Source organism: Pandoraea sp. (assembly GCF_041919235.1).
GTDB lineage: Bacteria > Pseudomonadota > Gammaproteobacteria > Burkholderiales > Burkholderiaceae > Pandoraea.
The window spans coordinates 43,069-59,190 of record NZ_JAYRUC010000023.1 but is presented as its reverse complement, the minus strand read 5'-3'; the positions used below and the strand labels follow the sequence as shown (position 1 = coordinate 59,190).

Here is a 16,122-nt window from a genome sequence, read left to right as displayed (position 1 = left end):
GTCAGCCTCCCGCCACCGGTTGCACCACGTCGACCTTGTCGCCCTGTGCGAGCGTTCGCGCAGCGTATTGGGTCTTGGGCACGAATTGCCCATTGATGGCCGCCGCGAACGGGGGCTTGGCGCCATAAGCGGCAAGCGCTTCGGCAAGCGTCGCCGCCTCGCCCACGTTCAGCGTCTGTTGATTGATATGGATGTCCATCGCCTACCACTCCCTCTCATGCCTGACGGAACAGGTCCGGCCACGGCCGGCTGGCTCGCCACGTCTCCCAGTCGAACGCGTGCGGTGCCGCGCCCGTCGTTTGCATCAACGCCTGCACCAGCGCGCAGGCCTCTCCCGTGACTGCCGGCGCGAGCAGATAGCCGTGCCGGTACAGGCCGTTCACGCGCAGCAGCCGAGCACCGTCCCACTGCACACGCGGCAGATGGTCGGGCAGCGCCGGACGGCAGTTGACGTTCAGCTCGACAATGCGCGCCTCGCCGAAGGCCGGGTTCAACGAGTGCGCCGCCGAGAGCAGTTCGAGCGCCGAGCGCACGGTCATCGGCGACATATCGTCCGACTCGATTTCGGTCGCGCCGATCACATACAGATCGTTTTCCTTGGGCGCGATGTAGATCGGATAGCGCGGATGCAACAGGCGCACCGGCCGGCGCAGCCCGATGCCCGGCGCGTGAATTCGCGCCACCTCGCCGCGCACGCCGCGCAATTGCGTGAGCACCGCGCGCGCGCCCAGTCCACGGCAATCGACGACGAGACCGGCATCGGGATACGCCCCTTCCGCGATCTCGGTATGCCAATGCAGTTCGGCCCCGGCCTTCGCCAGACCGGCCGCCAGCGCGCGCAACAGTTGACGGTTATCGAGCTGACCTTCGTTCGGCAACAACCAGCCTTCCTGGAAGCGCCCCGCGAGCGCGGGCTCGACATCGGCCAATTGCGCCCCCGTCACCCGTTCGACGCCATCGCGCAACAACGCAGGCGGAGCATTCGCCCGCATGCGCCGCTCGAACATCACGGCTTCGGCGCGATCGGGCTGATGCCACACGACCAGCGTGCCATTACGTTGGAAAAAGACATGCTCCGGCAGGCCGTCGATCAATGCCGGCCAACGCGTCAGGCCGACGGCACCCATTTCGACGATGCTGGGTTCGGCCACGGCCGCTTCGGCCAGCGGCGCGAGCATGGCCGCGGCCACCCAGCCGGCGGCGGACGACCCGTCGGCGTCACCGCGCTCGTAGAGCGCCACGCGCGCACCGTCGCGAATCAGTTGCCACGCGAGCAGGCGGCCGGACAGCCCTCCGCCAAGCACGGCGACGTCGGCACGCGAAGTCGAAGCGCTCATACACGCACCGCCGCGCAAGCCAGGACGGCGCGCGGGCACTCGGAGGTCATCGAAGGAATAATCGAAGGAATAATCGCAGGGATCTGCGCAAGACAACGCATGGGGTCCTTTCCTCATGAACGCAAAAGGACGAAACGGTGTTGGACACCTTACCCCACTGGAGGAGTCGGAAACTTCCCACGCCGGTATTACCCGGGTCGGGTGCTAAGGGTCTCTCTCAGCCCCGTGTTACATCGTCACGCATGGTCAACAACTGCGTTCGACACGGAGCACCCCTGTTTCGCCCGCAGCCATTACAACATAGATGCCAACGCCCGTGCAAGCTGGGCTCGTGAACGGTGACACTCTCCTTGCGTCTCGTTTTTTGACGAATCCCTCGGGCCTTGTAACCGGACGTAAACTGAATTCCGACGTGACGCGGGTTTCGGAGCGGAATTCGTGCAACGCCCGCGCCGGAACTGCGGTCAAATGTCCCATCTCCCCAAAAACACGTTGCATCACCGCGGCAGCCCCGCCAGACGACCATGGTCCACACGCCGATGTCTTCCATGCCCCCCGAAACGCCGCCGACCGGCGCCCCCGCCCCGAGACCCCCGAAGCACCCGAGCGCCTGGCAGTTGATCCGGCCCTACTGGGTGTCGGAGCAGCGCTGGCAGGGACGCCGGTTGCTCGCGCTCGTCGTGGCGCTCAACCTTGCGGTCGTGTTCATCAATGTGCGCCTGAACGCGTGGAATGCCGGTTTTTACGATGCGCTCGACAAGCGCAACTGGCCGGTCTTCAAGTCATCGCTGGCCGAATTCGCCGTGCTCGCGTTCAGCTACATCGTCATCGCGACATTCCGCACCTATTTCCGCCAGATGCTGGAAATCAGATGGCGGCAGTGGGTCACGGATACGAACCTTGCGAAGTGGTTCGCCCATCAGGCGTACTACCGCATCGAGCGCGACCATCTGGCGGACAACCCCGACCAACGTATTTCGGAAGATATCCGCACGCTCGTGAGTTCATCGCTGGCGCTATCGCTCGATCTGCTCACGACGCTGGTCTCGCTGTTCTCGTTCGTCACGATTCTGTGGACGATCTCGGGCGCAGTGTCGTTTGCGCTGGGCGGCATGAACGTGACGATTCCTGGCTATATGGTCTGGGTCGCCGCGCTCTACGCGCTCGTGGGTTCGTTCTTCATCTTCAAGGTCGGCCGCCCGCTCGTCGGGTTGAGCTATCGTCAGCAGCAGGTGGAAGCGGATTTTCGTTTTCTGCTGGTGCGTCTGCGCGAATCGGCCGAGCAGGTCGCCCTCTATCGCGGCGAAGCGGCCGAGTTGTCGCGTCTGAAGTCGGCGTTCAGTGCCGTACGAGAGAACTGGTGGCAGATCATGGTCGTGACGAAGCGCCTGATCTTCGCGAACTCGATCTACGGGCAAATCGCCATCGTCTTCCCGATCATGGCGGCCGCGCCCCGCTACTTCGCGGGCGCGTTCACGCTTGGCGTGCTCATGCGGATCATCGGTGCGTTCGGGCAGGTGAGCGACGGTTTCTCGTGGTTTGTGAACAGCTTCTCGACGCTCGCCGATTGGAAAGCGACGATCAACCGTCTGCGCGAATTCGCGCGGGTGATCGACGAACTCCCGCAGGTCCCCCGTAAAGGCGGTATCACCCTCGTGACGGCCGGCAACGCGCCCGGCGCGGCCTACACCGCGACGGATTTGCGACTCGCGCTGCCGAACGGCGCACCGCTCGCGGTGGCGGGGTCGTTCACGTTCGCGCCCGGCTCGCGCTGGCTCATACGCGGGCGCTCGGGCTGCGGCAAGAGCACCATGCTGCGCGCACTTGCGGGCTTGTGGCCGTTCGGCAGCGGACGCATCGAAGTGCCGCCCAATGCCCGGGTGCTGTTCCTCCCGCAACAAAGCTACCTCCCCATCGACACGCTCAAGGCCGCGCTCGCATTCCCGTCGTCTGCCGACACATTTACCGACGCCGAATGCCGCGACGCACTAACGGCCGTCAATCTCAGCCAATACGGCGACGAACTGCAAACGGTGGCGCACTGGGCGCGGCGACTCTCGGGCGGCGAGCAGCAACGGCTCGCAGCAGCGCGCGCCTTGCTGCAAAAGCCGGATTATCTGTTTCTTGACGAAGCGACCAGCGCGCTCGACGTGGAGACCGAAGAAGCCGTTTATCGAGCGCTGCACACACGTCTGCCCGGCACGACCCTCGTGAGCGTCGCCCATCGCGAGACGCTCGGCAGCTTCCATCAGCACACCATGACGTTACATGCGGCGAGCGAGGTCGAGCCGGCACAGATGGTCGGCGCGGCCTAGCGGGAACTGTAGCGGCAATGAAGCGGCGCTGAAGCGGACGTGAGGCGCCGGCGCCCGCCAATTCATTCACCTCCTAAATAATATTGACGCACCTGTCCCGGCCCGTAGGGCGTTTGGCATAATCACAAACACCCTACGCTTCCTTTGCCACGGTCGGGCTCATTGTGACTACTCTCTCTTCCTCGTCAGGCCAGGCCCAGCTCCGTGCCGGACGCACGATCGTCGTCACCGGCGCCGCCTCTGGCATCGGCGCCGCGATCGCCCGCCGGCTGGCGTCCCCCGAGACTCGATTGCTGCTGCATACGCGTGGCGTGTCCGACGCGAGTCAGGCGCGGCTGGCCGATGTGCGTCACGCGTGCGAGGCCTTTGGTGCGCAGTGCGCCGTCTGGTTCGGCGACCTTGCTCAGGCGTCGTCTGCCGCGCGTCTGATCGACGCCGCCCGCGACGCTTTCGGCCCCATCGATCAACTCGTGAGCAATGCCGGGTTCGCGACACGCCAGCGCGTTGCGGACATCGACGACGACACCTTCGCACGCACGCTCGCGGCGATGCCGGGGGCGTTTGCCGCGCTGCTGCGCTGTGCGTTACCCGATTTGCAGCGCTCGGCACAGGCCAGCGTCGTCGCCGTCAGCTCTTTCGTGGCGCATCGGTTCGCGCCGAACCAGCCAGGCTTTCCCGCGACTGCCGCCGCCAAAGCCGCCATCGAAGCGCTCGCGAAGAGCGCCGCCGCCGAATACGCGCGCGCGGGCGTCACGGTCAATTGCGTCGCCCCCGGCTATACGAGAAAAGACAGCGGCCACTCGGCTATCGATCCCGCCGCATGGCAACGCGCAGCCGAAGCCACGCCGACCGGACGCCTCTGCGAACCCGACGACATCGCCGCACTCGCCGCGTTTCTGCTCGGGCCTCACGCGCGGCAGATCACCGGGCAGGTGATTCACGTCGACGGCGGCCTGACGCTCTGAACCCTGCGCGGGGTGGCCGTCCGGGCAATCCGGACAATCCGGACAATCAATAAAACCACGCAACACAAACACAACGACGAGCGCACGATCCATCGAGGAGTCTTCATGGCATTTTTTTCCTGGTTCAAGGAACTCAACACCAAGGAGCGCAAGGCCCTGTACGCGGGCTTCGGCGGCTATGCCGTCGACGCGTTCGATTTCATGATCTATTCGTTCCTGATTCCCACGCTCATCGCTGCATGGGGAATGACGAAGAGCGAAGCGGGCATGATTGCAACCAGTTCGCTCATTTCATCGGCCGTGGGCGGATGGCTCGCCGGCATTCTCGCGGATCGCTTCGGTCGCGTGCGCGTGTTGCAGTGGACGATTGCCACCTTCTGCCTGTTCACGTTCCTCTCGGGCTTCACGAACTCGTTCTGGCAGTTGCTCATCACGCGAACGTTGCAGGGCATCGGCTTCGGCGGTGAATGGACGGTCGTCACCATGATGATGGGCGAGATGATCCGCTCGCCGCAACATCGCGCGAAGGCGGTCGGCACGGTGCAAAGCAGTTGGTCGGTTGGCTGGGCCGCTGCGGCGCTACTGTACTGGTTCTTCTTTGCCACGCTCGACGAAGGCACCGCGTGGCGCGCGTGCTTCTGGATCGGCATCGTGCCGGCGCTATGGATCACCTACGTGCGACGTAACGTGTCGGATCCGGAGATCTTCACGCAGACCCGCCGCAAGATGGCCGAGGGCAAACTGAACGGCAATTTCATGCAGATCTTCGCCCCCGAGCATTTGAAGACGACCGTCCTCGGCAGCCTGTTGTGCTCCGGCATGCTCGGTGGCTACTACGCGATCACCACCTGGTTGCCGACCTATCTGAAGACGGTGCGCGGCCTCTCGGTGTTCAACACGAGCGCCTACCTGATCGTGCTGATCGTCGGGTCGTTCGTGGGGTACATCGTCGGCGCGATCCTCTCGGACAAGCTCGGACGGCGCGGCACGTTCGTCTTCTTCGCCATCGCCTCGTTCGTGCTCGGCATGGTCTACACGATGCTACCGATCACCGACAGCGCGATGCTGCTGCTCGGCTTCCCGCTCGGCATCGTCGTGCAAGGTATTTTCGCGGGCATCGGTGCGTATCTGACGGAGCTTTATCCGAACCACATTCGCGGCTCCGGGCAAGGCTTCTGCTACAACCTGGGGCGCGGCATCGGCTCCTTCTTCCCCATCGGGGTCGGCATGCTTGCCCAGACCGGCTCACTTGTGAAGGCCATCGGCATGGTCGCGGGCGGTGGCTATTTGCTCGTGGTCGTCTGTGCGCTGCTGCTCCCCGAGACGCGCGGCAGGTCGCTCACCGAGCCGGCATAGGGCGCCTCTGCCAGTCCCTGCACGCCGCAACGAACGGCGAAGACGTGGCCGTCATGCGCATTCGCGCCCGCCCCGGGACGAATCGACGTGACGAACAAGGTGTCGAAGTCTCGTCCGCCGAATGCGCACATCGACGGCTTCGACACCGGCAGCACGATCTCACGCTCGAGCGTTCCAGCGGGCGTGAAGCGCAGCAACCGGCTGCCGTCGTTGGCACAGGTCCAGTAACAGCCGTCGGCGTCGACCGCGGCACCGTCCGGGCGGCCAGGGTATTGATTCATGTCGACGAACAACCGCCGCGCGCTGAGCGCGCCGCTCTCGGCATCGAAGTCGAACGCCCACACGCGACGGCGCGTGGGGTGTGAATCGCTCAGATACAGGGTGCGGCTATCGGGCGAGAAACCCAGACCGTTCTGTGTAACAAGGCCTTCGACAAGCGGGGCGGAGAGACCGCCTTGCTCGTCGAGACAAAAGAGCGCCCCCGCGTCGCTCGCGAGCGACATGTCCTGCACCATCGTGCCCGCCCAGAAGCGGCCCTGGCGGTCGCAGCGTCCGTCGTTGAAGCGCATGCCCGCCGCCGGAAACATCGGCGCAGCCACGCGCCGCCACTCGTCGGGCGCGACCGTGCCGGGCTGACCCAGCCGCACGGAGAACAACCCCGTTTCGCAGCCCGCCAACAACGCGCCCGATGCGTCGAACGAAAAGCACGCGACCTGCTCCGGGAATGTCCATTGGCGATGCGCGCCGTCGGCCGGCGTCACGCAATGCAGTTGCTTCGCAGGAATGTCGACCCAGTAGAGCGCCTGTTCGTCCGCGCGCCACAGCGGGCTTTCACCGACGGCATGCGGCGCTTCGCGCGACGGCTCGAGGCGCTCGATGGACACGCTCATGCCTTGGACTCCATCGGCCCCATCAATACGAACGGCCCGCCCTGGTAGCGCTGCGTCACATCGTCCGTTTGCGGATCAGGTGCCCGCAGCGGAAACAGGTCCGCAAATTCGGCAGAGCTGTCCTGCGCACGATAGCCGAGGAACGCCGCCTTGGTGTTGTCGACCCACAGCGTGGGATTGTTCGACACCCCGTAGACGATGGCGTGTCCCACCCGGTTCGTGAACAGCGAGCAACGTACGAGTTCAACGAAATCGCGATAGCTCAGATACGTCACCATCATGCGCGAATTCTTCGGCTGCTCGAACGACGAGCCAATGCGCAGGCACACGGTCTCGAGACCGAAGCGATCGAAGTAGTATCGCGACAGGTCTTCGCCGAAACATTTCGAGATGCCGTACATGCCATCGGGACGGTGTGGCGTGTCCACGTCGAGCACTTGCGTGACCGGATGGAAGCCAACCGCGTGATTCGAGCTGGCGTAGACGATACGCTTCACGCCCTGCTTCTGCGCCGCACTGTAGACGTTGTACACGCCGAGAATGTTGGCTTGCAGAATGTCGTCGAAGGGCGCTTCGACGGAGATGCCGCCCAGATGCACCAGCGCGTCGACGCCTTCGAGCAGCGCGTGTACTGCTGCGCGGTCCGCGAGGTCGACCTGCATCGCTTCTTCGTGTGGCGCGTCGGCCGTGATCGGCGCGATGTCGCTCACGCGTACGATGTCCGCCCATTCGGCGAGCTTGCCCCGCAATTGCTTGCCCAAATTACCCGCGGCGCCGGTCAGCAACAGCCGGCGGAAGGGTTTGCCTGAGGTCTGGCTCATGTCACTCCTTGTTCATCGGTAGATCGCAATGCATGCAGCGATGCATCGCGACAACAAAGCCGGCGACGCGCCGCCCCGGCTCGGGGGATGCCACGCGTCGTAGGTCAAATCATCGGGCGGCGCGCGGTCCCGCATCGCCAAGCCAAGCCACGTCCAACGGTCCACGGTCCACGGTCCACGGCGTCGAGCATGCGACACGCGTCGGATACGCTCGATGTCTGCAGTTGCCGCTACGCCTTGGCGGTGTGCGTCGCATCGACACGCTTGAGCGACGAGCGTACGCCCGCGCCCGTGAAGCCGGGCTTGACCACGGCCCACAGAATCGCCGCGCCGATCAGGTCGCCCACGCCAAGGGCCACGAAGAACGGGGCGTAACCGACCACCGTCACGAAGGTGCCGATCACCAGCGTGAAGAGCAGATTGCCGATACCGGCAGACAGCCCCGCCAAACCGGTGACGGTCGCCACTTCGTTACGTGGAAACAAATCGGCGGACATCGAGATCACGCTGATCGAGAGTGTCTGATGGGCAAAGCCCCCAAGGCACAGCAGGAAGATCGCCATCATGGGATCTTTGACGAAACCCACGCCGCACATCGCCGTCATGATGATGGCGCCGATCGTGAACACGACGCGCTTGCCGTTGAAGAGCGTGATCCTGAAATGCTTGTTCAGCCACACGGAAATCGTGCCGCCCATCAGGCACCCGATGTCTGCCGCCACGAACGGCAGCCATGCCGTCGCCGCAATCGTCTTCAGATCGAAACCGCGCGCCTGACTGAGGTACAGCGGCATCCAGAACACGATGGTGCCCCACACGGGGTCGGCGAAGAAACGCGGCAATGCAATGCCCCAGAAATTGCGCTGGCGCAAGATCGAGATCAGATTCGGCGCACGCGCATCTGCCGCCGCGTCGACGACATGGCCCTCGTTGATATAGTCGGACTCCGCTTTCGTGAGCGCCGGATGGTCGGTCGGGTGACGGTAGAACGCGAACCACAGCCCGCCCCACACGAGCCCGAGCGCCCCGGCGATCACGAACGCCGTCTCCCAGTTGTAACGCATGATCGACCAAGCGATCAGCGGCGGCGCAAGAATCGCTCCCACCGACGTGCCAACGTTGAAGATGCCCGCCGCGAGCGCACGCTCCTTCGACGGAAACCAGAATGCGGCGGCGCGCATGCCGGCCGGGATGAACGACGCTTCGGCCAGACCCAGCAGGCCGCGCAAAACGAACAGACCGATCCAGCCGTGCACGAGGCCGTGCAGCATGCACACCACCGACCACATCACACCGCACAGCAAGAAGCCCGTGCGCAGACCGATGCGGTCCATCAGGTATCCGGTCACGGGACCGCCGATCGGATACAGCACGAGGAACGCGCCGGTGATCCAGCCATATTGCTGCGTGGTAATGTGGAGATCGCTCATTACCGTGGGAGCCGCAACGGCAAGTGAGCTGCGCGCAAGGTAGTTCATGACCGTGCCGAGCGTCAGCAGGCCGATCATCCACCAACGAAGGCCTTTGATCTTCAGTGCCATGAGGGTCGTCTCTCTCCATCAATGCTTTTATTGCGAGTGCGTGGCCTCGCATGGAGAGGCATCCTACGTTAGATGATGTACGATGACAAGGGTCGATTGCGCGGTTTACGGGGAATCCCTGACGGCTTCGAGGCCGATCCCTTCCGACGTTTAAGGCTTATATACATTAACTTTTACGCGTGCCGCGACCGTTTCATCGCGTGCTTGCGAAATATGAACACCCATGTTGTAGGATGTCACATATTTGAGAGCTACCGATGTTTCATGGCCGCTCGTCGGATGCGGCTTGGGCCGCTGCCTGTGAATCGCGACGATCGCGACGATCGGGAAGATCGGGAAGATCGGGAAGATCGGGAAGATCGGGAAGGCAAGAAAAAACCGCCCGGACGTTGCCGTCCGGACGGTTTCTTCACGGTGACGCAGACGCCTACCTCCGCGCCCCCTCCTCTCAACCCCGTATTTGTGGTTTTGGCAGGCGCAACCCAATCGCCTGGTGCGCGCCCGAGGCGCGCGTGCCGTCGTGCTCAGCGCGGCAGTTCCGAGTATCCCATCAGGAACTCGTCGACCGCACGGGCACACTGACGGCCTTCACGAATTGCCCACACCACCAGCGACTGACCGCGACGCACGTCGCCGGCCGCGAACACCTTCGGCAGGTTCGTCGTGTAGGCGCGTTCGCCGTCGGTCGTGGCGCGCACGTTGCCGCGCGCATCCTTGTCGACGCCGAACGCCTCGAGCACTGTCTGGACCGGCGAGACGAAGCCCATGGCGAGCAGCACCAGATCGGCCTTGAGTTCGAATTCCGAACCCGGCACTTCCTGCATCTTGCCGTCTTTCCACTCAAGTCGCACGGCAATCAGTTTCTCGACCTTGCCGTTCTTGCCTTCGAAGCGCTTCGTCGCCACCGACCAGTCACGCTCGCAACCCTCGTCGTGACTCGACGACGTGCGCAGCTTGGTCGGCCAGTATGGCCACACCAGTGGCTTGTTTTCCTGCTCGGGCGGCTGCGGCAGCAACTCGAACTGCGTCACGCTCTTCGCACCGTGCCGGTTCGACGTGCCCACGCAATCGGAGCCGGTATCGCCGCCGCCGATCACGATCACGTGCTTGCCCGTGGCCATCGTCTGATTCGCCAGCTTGTCGCCCGCGTTGACCTTGTTCTGCTGCGGCAGGAATTCCATCGCGAAATGAATGCCGTCCAGCTCGCGTCCCGGCACCGGCAGATCGCGCGGCTGCTCCGCACCGCCCGCGATCACCACGGCGTCGAACTGCGCCTGCAACTGCTCCGGCGAGATCGTCTCTTTGGAGAAGTTATTGATGTGCGCTTCGGGCGCCTCCTTGCCAACGTAGACCCCCGTGCGGAACGTCACGCCCTCGGCTTCCATCTGGCGCATGCGGCGATCGATCAGCCACTTCTCCAGCTTGAAATCGGGAATGCCGTAGCGGAGCAGACCGCCCACGCGATCGTTCTTCTCGAACACCGTCACGTCGTGACCGGCGCGCGCGAGCTGCTGCGCCACGGCCATGCCCGCCGGCCCCGAACCGACAACGGCGACCGTCTTGCCGGTCTTGTGCTTCGCGGGTTGCGGCTCGACCCAGCCTTCACTCCACGCCTTGTCGATGATCGCGTGCTCGATCGATTTGATGCCCACTGCGTCGCTGTTGATGTTCAGCGTACAGGCGGCTTCACACGGCGCCGGGCAGATGCGGCCCGTGAACTCCGGGAAGTTGTTCGTCGAGTGCAGCACGGAGATCGCCGACTTCCACTCCTGGCGATACACGAGATCGTTGAAGTCGGGAATGATGTTGTTGACGGGGCAACCGTTGCTGCAAAACGGAATGCCGCAGTCCATGCAGCGTGCGCCCTGCACCTTTGCCTGTTCGTCGGAGAGTGCGAGCACAAACTCCTTGTAATGCTTCACGCGTGCCAGCGGCGCTTCGTACGACTCGCTCTGGCGCTCGAATTCGAGAAAACCTGTGACCTTGCCCATGTTTCTTCAGCCGGAAAGTTTTGTGGTTACCGTGCCTCGCCCGCGCGCGGCAGCGCCAGCAGGGCCCTCACCCCGTGGCGCTGCCGCGCTAACGGCGTCAGGCCGCCAGTGCTTGTTTGTCGTTGGCCTTGGCCATATCGCCCAGGGCGCGCTTGTATTCGCTCGGGAACACCTTCACGAACTTGCGGCGCGCGCCGTCCCAGTCTTCGAGCAGCGCCTTCGCGCGCGTCGAGCCCGTGTACTGGAAGTGACGCTCGATCATGTCGCGAAGTTGCGCTTCATCCGTCTGAGCGCGATGCCACAGCCCCTGGCTCACCGTGCGTTCCTGCTCGCCGTGCGGCAGCACCGGATCGAGTGCGACCATCGCCGTGTTGCACTTGGCGGCGAACGAACCGTCGGCGTCGTACACGTACGCCACCCCGCCGGACATACCCGCCGCAAAGTTACGGCCGGTCTCGCCCAGCACGACCACCGTACCGCCAGTCATGTATTCGCAACCGTGATCGCCCGTCCCTTCCACCACGGCAGTTGCGCCTGAGTTGCGCACGCAAAAGCGTTCGCCAGCCACACCGTTGAAGAAAGCCTCGCCTTCGATGGCGCCAATCATCACGGTATTGCCCACGATGATGTTGTCTTCGGCGTTGCCACGGAAGTCATTGGTCGGACGCACGATGATGCGCCCGCCCGATAGGCCCTTGCCCACGTAGTCGTTACCGTCGCCCACCAGATCGAGCGTGATGCCGCGCGCCAGGAACGCGCCGAAGCTCTGCCCCGCCGTGCCCTTGAGCTGCACATGGATCGTGTCGTCCGGCAGACCGTCGTGACCGTAACGCTTGGCCACTTCGCCCGAGAGCATCGCGCCGACCGTACGATTACGGTTGCGCACCGGCTGGATGAACGAGACATGCTCGCCCTTCTCGAGCGCCGGCAGCGCCTTCTCGATCAGCGCGTGATCGAGTGCGGCGGCCAGACCGTGATCTTGAGACTCCACATGCATACGCGGCACGTCGGCGGCCACTTCCGGTTGATAGAAGATGCGCGCAAAGTCGAGACCCTTCGCCTTCCAATGCTCCACGCCGGCACGGGTGTTGAGCAGATCGGCGCGGCCGATCAGGTCGTCGAACTTCGAGATGCCCAGTTGCGCCATGATCTCGCGCACTTCCTCGGCCACGAAGAAGAAGTAATTGACGACATGTTCCGGCTTGCCCTGGAATTTCTTGCGCAGCACCGGATCTTGCGTTGCCACGCCCACCGGGCAGGTGTTCAGGTGGCACTTGCGCATCATGATGCAGCCCTCGACGACGAGCGGCGCCGTCGCGAAGCCAAACTCGTCTGCGCCGAGCAGCGCACCGATCACCACGTCGCGGCCCGTCTTCATCTGACCGTCGGCCTGTACGCGGATGCGACCCCGCAGACGGTTGAGCACCAGCGTTTGCTGCGTTTCTGCCAGACCCAGCTCCCACGGGGTGCCGGCATACTTCACCGACGACAGCGGCGATGCCCCCGTGCCACCGTCGTGACCGGCGATCACCACGTGATCGGCCTTGGCCTTGGCGACACCGGCGGCGACCGTACCCACGCCGACTTCGGACACGAGCTTCACCGAAATCGACGACGACGAGTTCACGTTCTTCAGATCGTGGATGAGTTGCGCCAGATCCTCGATCGAGTAGATGTCGTGGTGCGGCGGCGGCGAAATCAGGCCCACACCCGGCACCGAATAACGCAGCTTGCCGATGTATTCCGTCACCTTGTGACCCGGCAACTGTCCGCCTTCGCCCGGCTTAGCGCCCTGCGCCATCTTGATCTGGATCTGATCGGCGGAAACCAGGTAGTCGGCAGTCACGCCGAAGCGGCCCGACGCGACCTGTTTGATCTTCGAGCGCAGAGAGTCGCCGTCCTGAAGTTCGATGTCGGACTCGATGACATCACGCCCAACGATCGATGCGAGCGATTCGCCCTTCTTGATCGGAATGCCCTTGAGCTCGTTGCGATAGCGGCGCGGATCTTCGCCGCCCTCACCCGTATTCGACTTGCCGCCGATACGGTTCATCGCAACCGCCAGCGTGGCGTGTGCTTCGGTCGAGATCGAGCCGAGCGACATGGCGCCAGTGGCGAAACGCTTCACGATGTCCTTGGCCGATTCCACCTGATCGAGCGGAATGGCACGCTGCGGATCGACACGGAACTCGAACAGACCGCGCAGCGTCATGTGGCGCTTGCTCTGGTCGTTGATAAGGTTCGCGTATTCCTTGTACGTCTGGTACGAGTTCGAACGGGTCGAGTGCTGGAGCTTGGCGATGGCGTCCGGCGTCCACATGTGGTCCTCGCCACGAATGCGGAACGCGTATTCGCCACCGGCGTCGAGCATGTTGGCGAGCACCGGGTTGTCGCCGAAGGCGTCGCGATGCAGACGCACCGCCTCTTCAGCCACCTCGAAGATGCCGATACCGCCGACGTTCGACGCCGTGCCCTGGAAGTACTTTTTGACCAGTTCCTGCGACAGGCCGATGGCCTCGAAGATCTGCGCCCCCGTGTACGACATGTACGTCGAGATGCCCATCTTCGACATGACCTTGTGCAGCCCCTTGCCCACCGCCTTGACGAAGTGTTTGATCGCCTTCTCCGGCGTCAGGTCGCCGCCCTGCTTGCGGGCGATCTGTGCGAGCGTCTCCATCGCGAGGTAGGGGTGCACGGCTTCCGCGCCGTAGCCCGCAAGCAATGCAAAGTGATGCACTTCACGCGCCGAGCCGGTCTCCACCACGAGGCCGGTGCTGGTGCGCAGACCTTGCGCGACCAGATGTTGATGCACGGCCGACGTGGCGAGCAACGCCGGGATCGCGACTTGCTCGCGATTCGTCAGCCGGTCCGAGACAATGAGGATGTTGTAGCCCGACTTCACCGCATCGACGGCCTCGGCGCACAGCGACGCGAGGCGCGCTTCGATACCTTCCTTGCCCCAGGCGACCGGATAGCAGATGTTCAACTCATACGAGCGGAATTTGCCGCCGGTGTACTTGTCGATGTGGCGGATCTTCGAGATTTCCTTGAAGTCCAGAACCGGTTGCGACACCTCGAGACGCATCGGCGGGTTGATGTTGTTGGTGTCGAGCAGGTTCGGCTTCGGGCCGATGAACGACACCAGCGACATCACCATGTTCTCGCGGATCGGATCGATCGGCGGGTTCGTCACCTGAGCGAAGAGCTGGCGGAAGTAGTGGTAGAGCGTCTTGTTCTTGTTGCTCATGACCGCGAGCGGGCTGTCGTTGCCCATCGAGCCCACGGCTTCTTCGCCGTTGATCGCCATCGGCGTCATCAGCAGCTTCACTTCTTCCTGCGTGTAGCCGAACGCCTGCTGCAAGTCGAGCAGCGGCGTGGCCGTGTCGTGATGCACGCCCGCCTCTTCGACCTTCGGCTCGATCTCGTCGAGCTTGATGCGCACGGCGTCGATCCAGCTCTTGTACGGCTTCGCGTTGGCGAGGTTGTCCTTGAGTTCCTTGTCGTCGATGATGCGGCCCTGTTCCATGTCGATCAGGAACATCTTGCCCGGCTGCAGACGCCACTTCTTGACGATCTTCGACTCCGGAATCGGCAGCACGCCCGACTCCGACGCGAGAATGACCATGTCGTCGTCGGTAATCACGAAGCGCGCCGGGCGCAGGCCATTGCGGTCGAGCGTCGCACCGATCTGACGGCCGTCGGTGAACGCGATGGCGGCAGGACCGTCCCACGGCTCCATCATCGCAGCGTGGTATTCGTAGAATGCGCGGCGGTTCTCGTCCATCAGCGTGTGCTGTTCCCAGGCTTCCGGGATCATCATCATCACGGCATGGGCGAGCGGATAGCCGGCCATCGTCAGCATTTCGAGGCAGTTGTCGAACGATGCGGTGTCCGACTGGCCCGGATAGATCAGCGGCCACAGCTTCTGCAGATCGCTGCCGAGCACCGCCGACGAGATCGCGCCCGTGCGGGCGTTGATCCAGTTGACGTTGCCCTTCACCGTGTTGATTTCACCGTTGTGCGCCACCATGCGGTATGGGTGCGCCAGCTCCCATGCGGGGAAGGTGTTCGTCGAGAAACGCTGGTGAACCAGGGCGAGCGCCGAGACAGTGCGCGGGTCGGCCAGATCGCGGTAGTAGCGTCCCACCTGATCGCACAGCAGCAGCCCCTTGTAGACGACGGTGCGCGCCGACATCGAGGGGACGAAGTACTCCTTGCCGTGCTTGAGCTTGAGTGCCTGGATGCGGTGGCTGGCGGTCTTGCGGATGACGTACAGTTTGCGCTCGAGGGCGTCCGTCACCATGATGTCCTGGCCGCGGCCGATGAAGATCTGGCGGATCACCGGTTCGGTGGCCTTCACGTTGGGCGACATCGGCATGTCGCGATCGATCGCGACATCGCGCCAGCCCAGCACGACCTGCCCCTCGGCCTTCACGGTGCGCTCCAGCTCCTGCTCGCAGGCCAGACGCGACGCGTGCTCCTTCGGCAGGAAAATCATGCCGACGCCGTATTCGCCCGCAGGCGGCAAAGTCACGCCCTGCCTGGCCATCTCTTCGCGATAGAACTGATCGGGAATCTGAAGCAGGATACCGGCACCGTCGCCCATCAACGGGTCGGCACCGACGGCGCCCCGGTGATCGAGATTTTCGAGGATCTTCAGACCCTGCTCGACGATGGCGTGGCTCTTCACGCCCTTGATGTGGGCCACGAAACCGACGCCGCAGGCATCGTGTTCGTTGGCCGGGTCATACATGCCTTGCGCGTCCGGCGCCAAGTACGCCTCACCCGGCAGCGCTGCTGCCGTCGCTATCGGTTGCTGTTTCTTTTCCACGAGTTACACCGTCTCTTGGCGAGGCCGCCGCGCGCATGCTCGTCGCGGTCGACCGGGTTAAGTGGGGGGCGGCCG

General features: G+C 63.8%; 10 protein-coding genes and 1 riboswitch. Of the genes, 3 read left to right on the top strand and 7 right to left on the bottom strand.

Annotated elements, in window-relative coordinates; genetic code table 11:
- Position 1 precedes the first annotated feature (1 nt).
- Positions 2-199: a sulfur carrier protein ThiS gene (thiS, locus tag ACE3UG_RS17810; protein WP_374626306.1), complete on the bottom strand. Its 198-nt coding sequence runs from the start codon at positions 197-199 to the stop codon at positions 2-4.
- A 16-nt stretch (positions 200-215) separates the two neighbouring features.
- Positions 216-1,337 carry an FAD-dependent oxidoreductase gene (locus ACE3UG_RS17805; protein WP_374626304.1) on the bottom strand — a complete coding sequence of 374 codons (1,122 nt, stop codon included), beginning with the start codon at positions 1,335-1,337 and terminating at the stop codon, positions 216-218.
- A 157-nt stretch (positions 1,338-1,494) separates the two neighbouring features.
- Positions 1,495-1,624: riboswitch (TPP riboswitch) on the bottom strand.
- A 261-nt stretch (positions 1,625-1,885) separates the two neighbouring features.
- On the opposite strand from ACE3UG_RS17805, the gene ACE3UG_RS17800 reads away from it, so the two are divergent.
- From ACE3UG_RS17800 to ACE3UG_RS17790, 3 genes are all read left to right on the top strand, one after another.
- Positions 1,886-3,652, top strand: coding sequence for an ABC transporter ATP-binding protein/permease (locus ACE3UG_RS17800; RefSeq protein ID WP_374626302.1), 1,767 nt, complete (start codon positions 1,886-1,888; stop codon positions 3,650-3,652).
- 164 nt (positions 3,653-3,816) lie between these two features.
- On the top strand, positions 3,817-4,617 hold the full coding sequence (locus ACE3UG_RS17795) for an SDR family NAD(P)-dependent oxidoreductase (RefSeq protein WP_374626299.1): 801 nt from the start codon (positions 3,817-3,819) through the stop codon (positions 4,615-4,617).
- Between the two features lie 105 nt (positions 4,618-4,722).
- Positions 4,723-5,973 carry an MFS transporter gene (locus ACE3UG_RS17790; protein WP_374626297.1) on the top strand — a complete coding sequence of 417 codons (1,251 nt, stop codon included), beginning with the start codon at positions 4,723-4,725 and terminating at the stop codon, positions 5,971-5,973.
- Here the strand turns inward: ACE3UG_RS17790 and ACE3UG_RS17785 are convergent.
- The 5 genes from ACE3UG_RS17785 to ACE3UG_RS17765 form a co-directional block, all read right to left on the bottom strand.
- Positions 5,901-6,863, bottom strand: a complete 963-nt coding sequence (locus tag ACE3UG_RS17785; protein ID WP_374626295.1) for an SMP-30/gluconolactonase/LRE family protein — start codon at positions 6,861-6,863, stop codon at positions 5,901-5,903. The genes ACE3UG_RS17790 and ACE3UG_RS17785 overlap by 73 nt on opposite strands.
- Entirely contained in the window at positions 6,860-7,684 is an 825-nt protein-coding gene (locus ACE3UG_RS17780; protein ID WP_374626293.1) for an NAD-dependent epimerase/dehydratase family protein, read from the bottom strand. Before ACE3UG_RS17780 ends, ACE3UG_RS17785 begins: the two co-directional genes overlap by 4 nt.
- Positions 7,685-7,914: 230 nt before the next feature.
- Complete coding sequence (locus ACE3UG_RS17775; RefSeq protein ID WP_374626291.1) at positions 7,915-9,225, bottom strand: MFS transporter; 1,311 nt, start codon at positions 9,223-9,225, stop codon at positions 7,915-7,917.
- A gap of 524 nt (positions 9,226-9,749) precedes the next feature.
- Positions 9,750-11,216: a glutamate synthase subunit beta gene (locus tag ACE3UG_RS17770; protein ID WP_374626289.1), complete on the bottom strand. Its 1,467-nt coding sequence runs from the start codon at positions 11,214-11,216 to the stop codon at positions 9,750-9,752.
- A gap of 97 nt (positions 11,217-11,313) precedes the next feature.
- The gene (locus tag ACE3UG_RS17765; protein ID WP_374626391.1) at positions 11,314-15,969 is read right to left on the bottom strand and encodes a glutamate synthase-related protein; all 4,656 of its coding nucleotides are present in this window, start codon (positions 15,967-15,969) and stop codon (positions 11,314-11,316) included.
- Between the last annotated feature and the right edge of the window lie 153 nt (positions 15,970-16,122).

What these genes read in the sequence shown, in the direction of transcription:
- ACE3UG_RS17765 (WP_374626391.1), bottom strand. Translation starts at nt 15,969, where the DNA reads ATGTATGACCCGGCCAACGAACACGATGCCTGCGGCGTCGGTTTCGTG.
- ACE3UG_RS17785 (WP_374626295.1), bottom strand. Translation starts at nt 6,863, where the DNA reads ATGAGCGTGTCCATCGAGCGCCTCGAGCCGTCGCGCGAAGCGCCGCAT.
- ACE3UG_RS17780 (WP_374626293.1), bottom strand. Translation starts at nt 7,684, where the DNA reads ATGAGCCAGACCTCAGGCAAACCCTTCCGCCGGCTGTTGCTGACCGGC.
- ACE3UG_RS17800 (WP_374626302.1), top strand. Translation starts at nt 1,886, where the DNA reads ATGCCCCCCGAAACGCCGCCGACCGGCGCCCCCGCCCCGAGACCCCCG.
- thiS (WP_374626306.1), bottom strand. Translation starts at nt 199, where the DNA reads ATGGACATCCATATCAATCAACAGACGCTGAACGTGGGCGAGGCGGCG.
- ACE3UG_RS17775 (WP_374626291.1), bottom strand. Translation starts at nt 9,225, where the DNA reads ATGGCACTGAAGATCAAAGGCCTTCGTTGGTGGATGATCGGCCTGCTG.
- ACE3UG_RS17770 (WP_374626289.1), bottom strand. Translation starts at nt 11,216, where the DNA reads ATGGGCAAGGTCACAGGTTTTCTCGAATTCGAGCGCCAGAGCGAGTCG.
- ACE3UG_RS17790 (WP_374626297.1), top strand. Translation starts at nt 4,723, where the DNA reads ATGGCATTTTTTTCCTGGTTCAAGGAACTCAACACCAAGGAGCGCAAG.
- ACE3UG_RS17805 (WP_374626304.1), bottom strand. Translation starts at nt 1,337, where the DNA reads ATGAGCGCTTCGACTTCGCGTGCCGACGTCGCCGTGCTTGGCGGAGGG.